Genomic DNA, 6,421 nt, shown 5'->3' on the forward strand with positions numbered 1-6,421 from the left:
ACGTACGTCGTCTTTTTTTTATGTCTGTAATTTAGTTTAAAGCCTTTCAGGAGTTGTTCAAGTAGGCCCTATATACTGCAAGAAGGAGGGTAGTAATCATGAACGATAATATTAATGAACACTCACAAATGAAAGCCCAAGCTGCAATAGCCCGCTTAGAGCGATTCAGTAAGTTAACTGATAGCAGCATTGGCATTCCTTTTACTAAATTTAATATAGGTTTGGAGGCTGTGATTGGTTTAATTCCCGTTATAGGTGATGCCGCAGGGCTAATTTTATCAAGTTATGTGCTGATAGAAGCCCAGCGTTTAGGTGTGAGTAAACGTATAAAGACTAAGATGATTATCAATATGCTCATAGACTTTGTGGGCGGTTTAGTGCCATTTTTTGGTGATATTTTTGATGCCTTTTTTAAAGCTAACACGCGTAATACACAACTATTAAAAAAGCATTTAAACAAGCAGTTGAGTGAGTGATTAATAGCTTTAAGTAACCGTTAGCAAAGAGACTTTAAACAAAATGTTGTTGGTTGTTAAATCACCTAGTATGGTAGGAGCGTCTATTCACTTTGGTATTTACAATATGCAATTATTTATCGGTAATAAAAACTACTCTAGCTGGTCATTACGCGCATGGTATTTAATGAGTAAATTTGATGTTGAGTTTAGTGAAACCCAGCTAGTACTCGACACCCCCGACTTTTACAATGAACTAAAAAAGACCTTTGCTTTGCAAAAAGTCCCAGCGTTAATTGATGGCGATTTACAGGTATGGGATTCGCTAGCAATTTGTGAATATATTAACGATGCTTACTTATCAGGCGCTGCATGGCCAAAATATATTACCCAAAGAGCTAAAGCGCGTGCACTAAGCGCTGAAATGCATTCAGGCTTTATGGCACTGCGCAGTGAAATGCCAATGAATATAAGAGCAACCCGTAAAGTAGACCTATCGAGCGAAGCACTAAAAGACATAGCCCGTATAGACGAAATATTTGCACAGCAACAAGATGTGTTTCCAAATGAGTGGTTTTTTGGTGACTTTAGTATTGCTGATGCCATGTATGTGCCTGTTGTACTGCGCTTAAAAACCTATCAAATTACGTTATCGCCAGAGGCACAGCAATATTGTGACTTTGTTATGCGCTGCCCAGTATTGCAAGCATGGATCACTCAGGCATTAACCGAGACCGATATTGTAGAGTGTGATGAAGCAGGAACGCCTGTATAATTATTGTTTTTCATATGGCATGTTTTATACCTTAAAATCATAAGTTTAAACTAGGCAGCTCATGTATCTAAATCACCCAAGGTATGGCAATACACCAATAACTACCAATACCCCAGTGACAATAGAGGCGATAGAGAATGCGCACTGGCGTTACTCGAGGCTTAAATACTTCCCTAATACGGTAATATTGGCTGATATAAAAAAGCAAAACTATGCCATTTATCCTCGGGCACTTAATGTTGATATTGAAGAAAAGTGCGGGACTTGCTCTAAGGCATTTATTTTTTTTGCTCAAGAGCAGCAATATTGGTTTGAAACATTAAGATTTTGGGTCGATTCACACTGTACTCATTGCTTTGAATGCCGTAGACATGCCAGATATATACTAATTCTACGTAAACGGTACGATATGTTAACTAGCTTAGCCAATAAAACCTCAGGTGAAAAAACACAGCGTAAAGAACTTGGTAATACTCTTTACTGTTTAGGTATTATTAAAAATATCAATAAAGTGAAAGATTAATCCGCTTATATTTTACTATCACGCCTTATTTTTACTTTAGTTGTAAAAGCCCGTACAATTCGTCTCGTTTTTAGTGCGCTAATATGGCGCTGTAACCGAGACGAATTAATCAATTTTTATGCATCAAATAGCTGATCTAATTTCAATTTTTGAGCGCACTTTTTATCAAAGTCACAATACACGACTGATAAAAGGCGATTGTGAGCCTGTCTATTTACCAGCAACAGAGCAGGTGCCATATCACCAAGTTGTATTTGCGCATGGTTTTTATGCCAGTGCATTACATGAAATAGCACACTGGCTGGTGGCCGGTGATGCACGTCGTTTATTAGAAGATTACGGTTATTGGTATTGTCCTGATGGGCGCGACAAACAAAAACAAGCTGAGTTTGAAAACGTAGAAGTAAAGCCTCAAGCTATAGAGTGGTTATTAAGCACCGCAGCAGGGTTTAATTTTAATGTGTCGGTGGATAACTTAAACGGCGAGCAAACATGTCGGTTTGATTTTCAGCAGCGAGTACATGCACGTGTATTATCGTTAATCGAAAATGGCTTTAACTCTCGTACAGAGTCACTTTTAAAAGCACTCTCTGATTTTTATAATACACAGTGGCCATTAACAGCGCAGCAATTTAATTGGCAACATCCGAAGGAGCTTTGTAATGGCGTTTAAATTAGGTTTAATTGTAAACCCAGTAGCAGGTTTAGGCGGAACAGTTGCCTTAAAAGGTAGTGATGGCGCACACACAGCCGCTAAAGCAATCGAATTAGGTGCAGAACCCAAAGCAAATAGCCGAACAAAAGCAGCGCTTGAAGTGCTATTGCCTTATAAAGAACGCTTAACCATTTACACCGTTAACGGTGACATGGGTGAGCAAACAGCAAAAGCCTTGGGCTTTAATGTAGAGGTTATATACAACACTGCTGCTATAACAACCCCAGACGACACAGAACAAGCAGCAAAAGTACTTAGAGACTTAGGTGTTGATTTAGTTTTATTTGCTGGAGGCGATGGTACAGCGCGTAATATTTGCCATGCAATCGAAGATACCATTCCCGTACTTGGTATTCCTGCAGGCTGTAAAATTCACTCTGGTGTGTACGCCATTACACCAAAAGCTGCAGGGCGCGTAGTCGAAATGCTGGTTAAGGGGGAGTTAGTTACCTTAGCTGATGCAGATGTAATGGATATAGATGAAGATGCCTTTAGACAAGGCACAGTAAAAGCAAAGCGCTACGGCGAAATGCAAACACCTAGCGAAGTACGCTATATGCAAGCGGTTAAAAATGGCGGTAAAGAAACCGACGAACTCGTACTTGCCGACATTGCAGCGCATGTTGTATCGCAAATGGATGAAGACACATTTTATATAATGGGTAGCGGCTCAACGGTTGAGGCCATAATGGAAGAAATGGGACTTCAAAATACGTTGCTTGGCGTTGATTTAATAAAAGATCAAACCTTAGTTGCTCAAGATTTAACGGCTAAGCAATTACTTGAGCTTACACATGATCAAAGTACTAAGTTAGTCATTACGCTCATTGGCGGGCAAGGGCATATATTTGGCCGTGGTAATCAGCAATTGAGCCCTGCGCTTATACGTGCAATTGGCAAAGAAAACATTATTGTAGTAGCAACAAAAACAAAACTACAAGCGCTTAATAGCCGCCCCCTTATTTGTGACACCGGCGATGGCGAATTAGATGATGAATTAACGGGTTATATTAAAGTAACCACCGGATTTAACGACCATATTATGTATGCAGTAGGGCACCAAAACCTTGAAAATACAGGTGCTTTGCAAAACCAGGAGATTAATAAATGAGTTTAGTGAACTATATCGATGCAGCCCAGCAGTACTTCGATGATTTAGTAATAAAAGCAACTGACGATGAGTTATTTGCAGGCGGCTATTTACGAGGTCATTTTGATCTTGCAGTTGGTTATGCCGAAGTAGAAAAGCTGACAATCAGTATAGATGAGCTAAACGAAACTGTAGAGCAAAGCTTAGTAAAAGCATATCGCAACGGCGAGCTTAACGAAGAAGATAAGACATTAGTTGCACGCTTGTGGGAAGAAGTTAAAGCCCTCGCTTAAAAGTAAGTGATACAAAAAACACGATTTGTTTATCACTATCGTGTTTTTTTGTGTCCAAAACTTTTAAAGCAGATTTTTATGTTAATTTACTGTTTTGTTTTTATGCGATATTGTTACTAAAAATAAATTTTAGGAACAATAAAAATGAATAATAATCAAGACGCTTTACCTTCAGGGGTTGTTGCGCGTTTTTTAAACTTTGTTGAGCGGGTTGGCAATAAGCTTCCAGATCCAGCCGTAATATTTCTGTTTGCAATGTTATTAATTTGGTTTTTGTCGTGGTGGTTTTCAGGTGTAAGCTTTGATGCAATAGACCCACGTACCGGTGAAGCGATTATTATTAACAATATGCTGGCAAGTGATTCGCTCGCTACTTTTTTATCCTCTATGGTAAAAACCTTTACCGGCTTCGCTCCCTTAGGTGTCGTTTTAGTAGCTATGTTAGGTGTCGGTGTTGCAGAGCATTCGGGCTTCATTAATACCGGTCTTAAGTTAATGCTTAAAGTGACTCCTAAAAAGCTATTAACGCCTTCAATCATTTTAGTAGCCATTGTGAGCCATACCGCTACTGACGCAGGTTATGTATTAGTTATTCCACTTGCCGGTGTTATATTTTATGCTGCAGGGCGCCATCCGCTTGCGGGTATTGCAGCTGCATTTGCAGGAGTCAGTGGTGGTTTTGGGGCTAACTTTATTCCATCAGGGATTGATCCATTACTACAAAGCTTTACTCAAAGTGCAGCGCAAATAATTAATCCTGCAATAACAATTAACCCGTTAAATAACTGGGCATTTGCTTCAGCATCTAGCTTATTTATTGTGGCATTAGGCTGGTACATTACCGATAAAATTATTGAACCACGTTTACAAAAAACAACGGTTGATGGTGCTAAAGAGGATTTACCTGTATTTGAAGATGCACGTAGTGATGAAAAACGTGCCTTTTATATAGCCAGTACCGTGATGATTGCAGGGCTTGCGTTATTAGCATTTGTCTCTGCTCCAGACGATTCTGCAATGCGCAGTAGTGACGGATCCCTTACTAATTTTAGCTCCCCTTTAATGCAATCAATTGTACCACTAATATTTTTACTTTTTTGGCTACCTGGCACAGTATATGGTTTTACGGTAGGTACCTTTAAAACTTCAAAAGATATTATTGATGCTATGAGTAAAGCGATGAGCGGCATGGCATATTATATCGTCATGGCGTTTTTTTGTTCGCTATTTATTGCTGCATTTAGTAAATCAAATTTAGGTGCATTACTCGCAATCGAAGGTGCGCAGTTATTAAAGGCAATGGAATTGCCAAGTGCAGTAACGGTTGTGGGCATTATCTTTTTAACTGGCTTTGTTAACTTGTTTGTAGGTTCAAGTTCAGCAAAATGGGCGTTACTTGGCCCTATTTTTGTACCGATGTTAATGCAACTTGGCATTTCGCCAGACTTAACTCAAGCCGCTTATCGTGTAGGTGACTCAAGTTCTAATATTATTACACCGTTAATGCCTTATTTCCCATTAGTGGTGGTGTACTGTCAAAAGTATGTGAAAGGCACAGGTATAGGTACTTTAATTGCTATTATGCTACCGTACTCAATCGCCTTTATGATTGGCTGGAGTATCTTTTTATTAGGTTACTGGGCACTTGGTATTCCACTAGGGCTTGATGCTAGCTACGTTTACCCAGCTTTGCCTTAACCTAAACCTTGATTTATGAACCTCACCCACTTGAGTGAGGTTTTTAAATAAAAGTCCTGTAATGTAAAAGTAAGTCTAAGTTACCTTTCTAAATCTCTCACTATATAGCCAAATAAGTTGGCCTCACCAACAATATACACATAATCGTTTTTGTTGTTCATTATTGTAGACTTAGCGTCGTACCACCTAAAATCATGAATTTTATTCGTTTTAGGGTCTTTGAAGTATAAATGAGTACAACTATCTTCATACTCGGTGCCACACTTTTGTACATCGGTCAGTATATATTCCTTATACCAATAGCCACCTTGCGTGTAGTAAGCCCATAATTTAATGGGATCAGAGATAAAAATATAGAGTATTCCATAGATTAATAAAGGGGATAATGGGTACATGAAAATGGATGCCAATTTCATTTTTGTATCTGAAAAATTGTATTTAAGTGATTCTCTATATTTACTGCAGCGTTTGTATTTATTGAATATAAGTATATTTATATAGATAAATAGTGCGCAACAGATAATAGGGAGGGCTATAAAGAAAACAACGTCGTATAGCTCATTTGAGATGAATGGTGGATCTGTAAAGTCCATTAAAATAGGAATAGTGATGCATAATAAAATGGAGAGTATTATTGCTACAAAGAGCAAGTTGTCGTAAATCTTTTTCAATTTTTAATTCATCCGTGAACTATAGCCTTTGTTTAGTTTACAGAATTTTTGTTATTTTAAAAAATCAGAGGAATATATTTTTAGGCATTAAGTAACCCGAACTCAGGCTAAAAAAACTATCTCAAGCTGCTATTGAATTGACGCGAAGGTTTACTTTGTATTCACTGTGGCAGCAGCTTAAAAACAAAAAAACCTTGTCAC

General features: G+C 38.4%; 7 protein-coding genes. All 7 read left to right on the forward strand.

Translation table 11 applies throughout. From position 1 onward, the window contains the following. The first annotated feature begins 98 nt into the window (after window positions 1–98). The gene (locus tag P20429_RS09760) at window positions 99–476 is read left to right on the forward strand and encodes a DUF4112 domain-containing protein (protein WP_007583361.1); all 378 of its coding nucleotides are present in this window, start codon (window positions 99–101) and stop codon (window positions 474–476) included. Between the two features lie 106 nt (window positions 477–582). Next, on the forward strand, window positions 583–1,230 hold the full coding sequence (locus P20429_RS09755; protein ID WP_024593902.1) for a glutathione S-transferase family protein: 648 nt from the start codon (window positions 583–585) through the stop codon (window positions 1,228–1,230). A gap of 61 nt (window positions 1,231–1,291) precedes the next feature. Next, window positions 1,292–1,753, forward strand: coding sequence for a zinc-ribbon domain containing protein (locus P20429_RS19515; protein ID WP_033026786.1), 462 nt, complete (start codon window positions 1,292–1,294; stop codon window positions 1,751–1,753). A gap of 118 nt (window positions 1,754–1,871) precedes the next feature. Further along, on the forward strand, window positions 1,872–2,426 hold the full coding sequence (locus P20429_RS09750; protein WP_007583364.1) for an elongation factor P hydroxylase: 555 nt from the start codon (window positions 1,872–1,874) through the stop codon (window positions 2,424–2,426). Further along, window positions 2,416–3,579 carry an ATP-NAD kinase family protein gene (locus tag P20429_RS09745; RefSeq protein ID WP_007583365.1) on the forward strand — a complete coding sequence of 388 codons (1,164 nt, stop codon included), beginning with the start codon at window positions 2,416–2,418 and terminating at the stop codon, window positions 3,577–3,579. The genes P20429_RS09750 and P20429_RS09745 overlap by 11 nt, the downstream gene beginning before the upstream one ends. Then, window positions 3,576–3,851: a YfcL family protein gene (locus P20429_RS09740; RefSeq protein ID WP_002962183.1), complete on the forward strand. Its 276-nt coding sequence runs from the start codon at window positions 3,576–3,578 to the stop codon at window positions 3,849–3,851. Before P20429_RS09745 ends, P20429_RS09740 begins: the two co-directional genes overlap by 4 nt. Window positions 3,852–3,995: 144 nt before the next feature. Then, entirely contained in the window at window positions 3,996–5,549 is a 1,554-nt protein-coding gene (locus P20429_RS09735) for an AbgT family transporter (RefSeq protein WP_007583367.1), read from the forward strand. The last annotated feature ends 872 nt before the right edge of the window (window positions 5,550–6,421 follow it).

The sequence above is a fragment of the Pseudoalteromonas sp. BSi20429 genome (genome assembly GCF_000238895.1).
GTDB lineage: Bacteria > Pseudomonadota > Gammaproteobacteria > Enterobacterales > Alteromonadaceae > Pseudoalteromonas > Pseudoalteromonas arctica.

What these genes read in the sequence shown, in the direction of transcription:
- P20429_RS09760 (WP_007583361.1), top strand. Translation starts at nt 99, where the DNA reads ATGAACGATAATATTAATGAACACTCACAAATGAAAGCCCAAGCTGCA.
- P20429_RS09755 (WP_024593902.1), top strand. Translation starts at nt 583, where the DNA reads ATGCAATTATTTATCGGTAATAAAAACTACTCTAGCTGGTCATTACGC.
- P20429_RS19515 (WP_033026786.1), top strand. Translation starts at nt 1,292, where the DNA reads ATGTATCTAAATCACCCAAGGTATGGCAATACACCAATAACTACCAAT.
- P20429_RS09750 (WP_007583364.1), top strand. Translation starts at nt 1,872, where the DNA reads ATGCATCAAATAGCTGATCTAATTTCAATTTTTGAGCGCACTTTTTAT.
- P20429_RS09745 (WP_007583365.1), top strand. Translation starts at nt 2,416, where the DNA reads ATGGCGTTTAAATTAGGTTTAATTGTAAACCCAGTAGCAGGTTTAGGC.
- P20429_RS09740 (WP_002962183.1), top strand. Translation starts at nt 3,576, where the DNA reads ATGAGTTTAGTGAACTATATCGATGCAGCCCAGCAGTACTTCGATGAT.
- P20429_RS09735 (WP_007583367.1), top strand. Translation starts at nt 3,996, where the DNA reads ATGAATAATAATCAAGACGCTTTACCTTCAGGGGTTGTTGCGCGTTTT.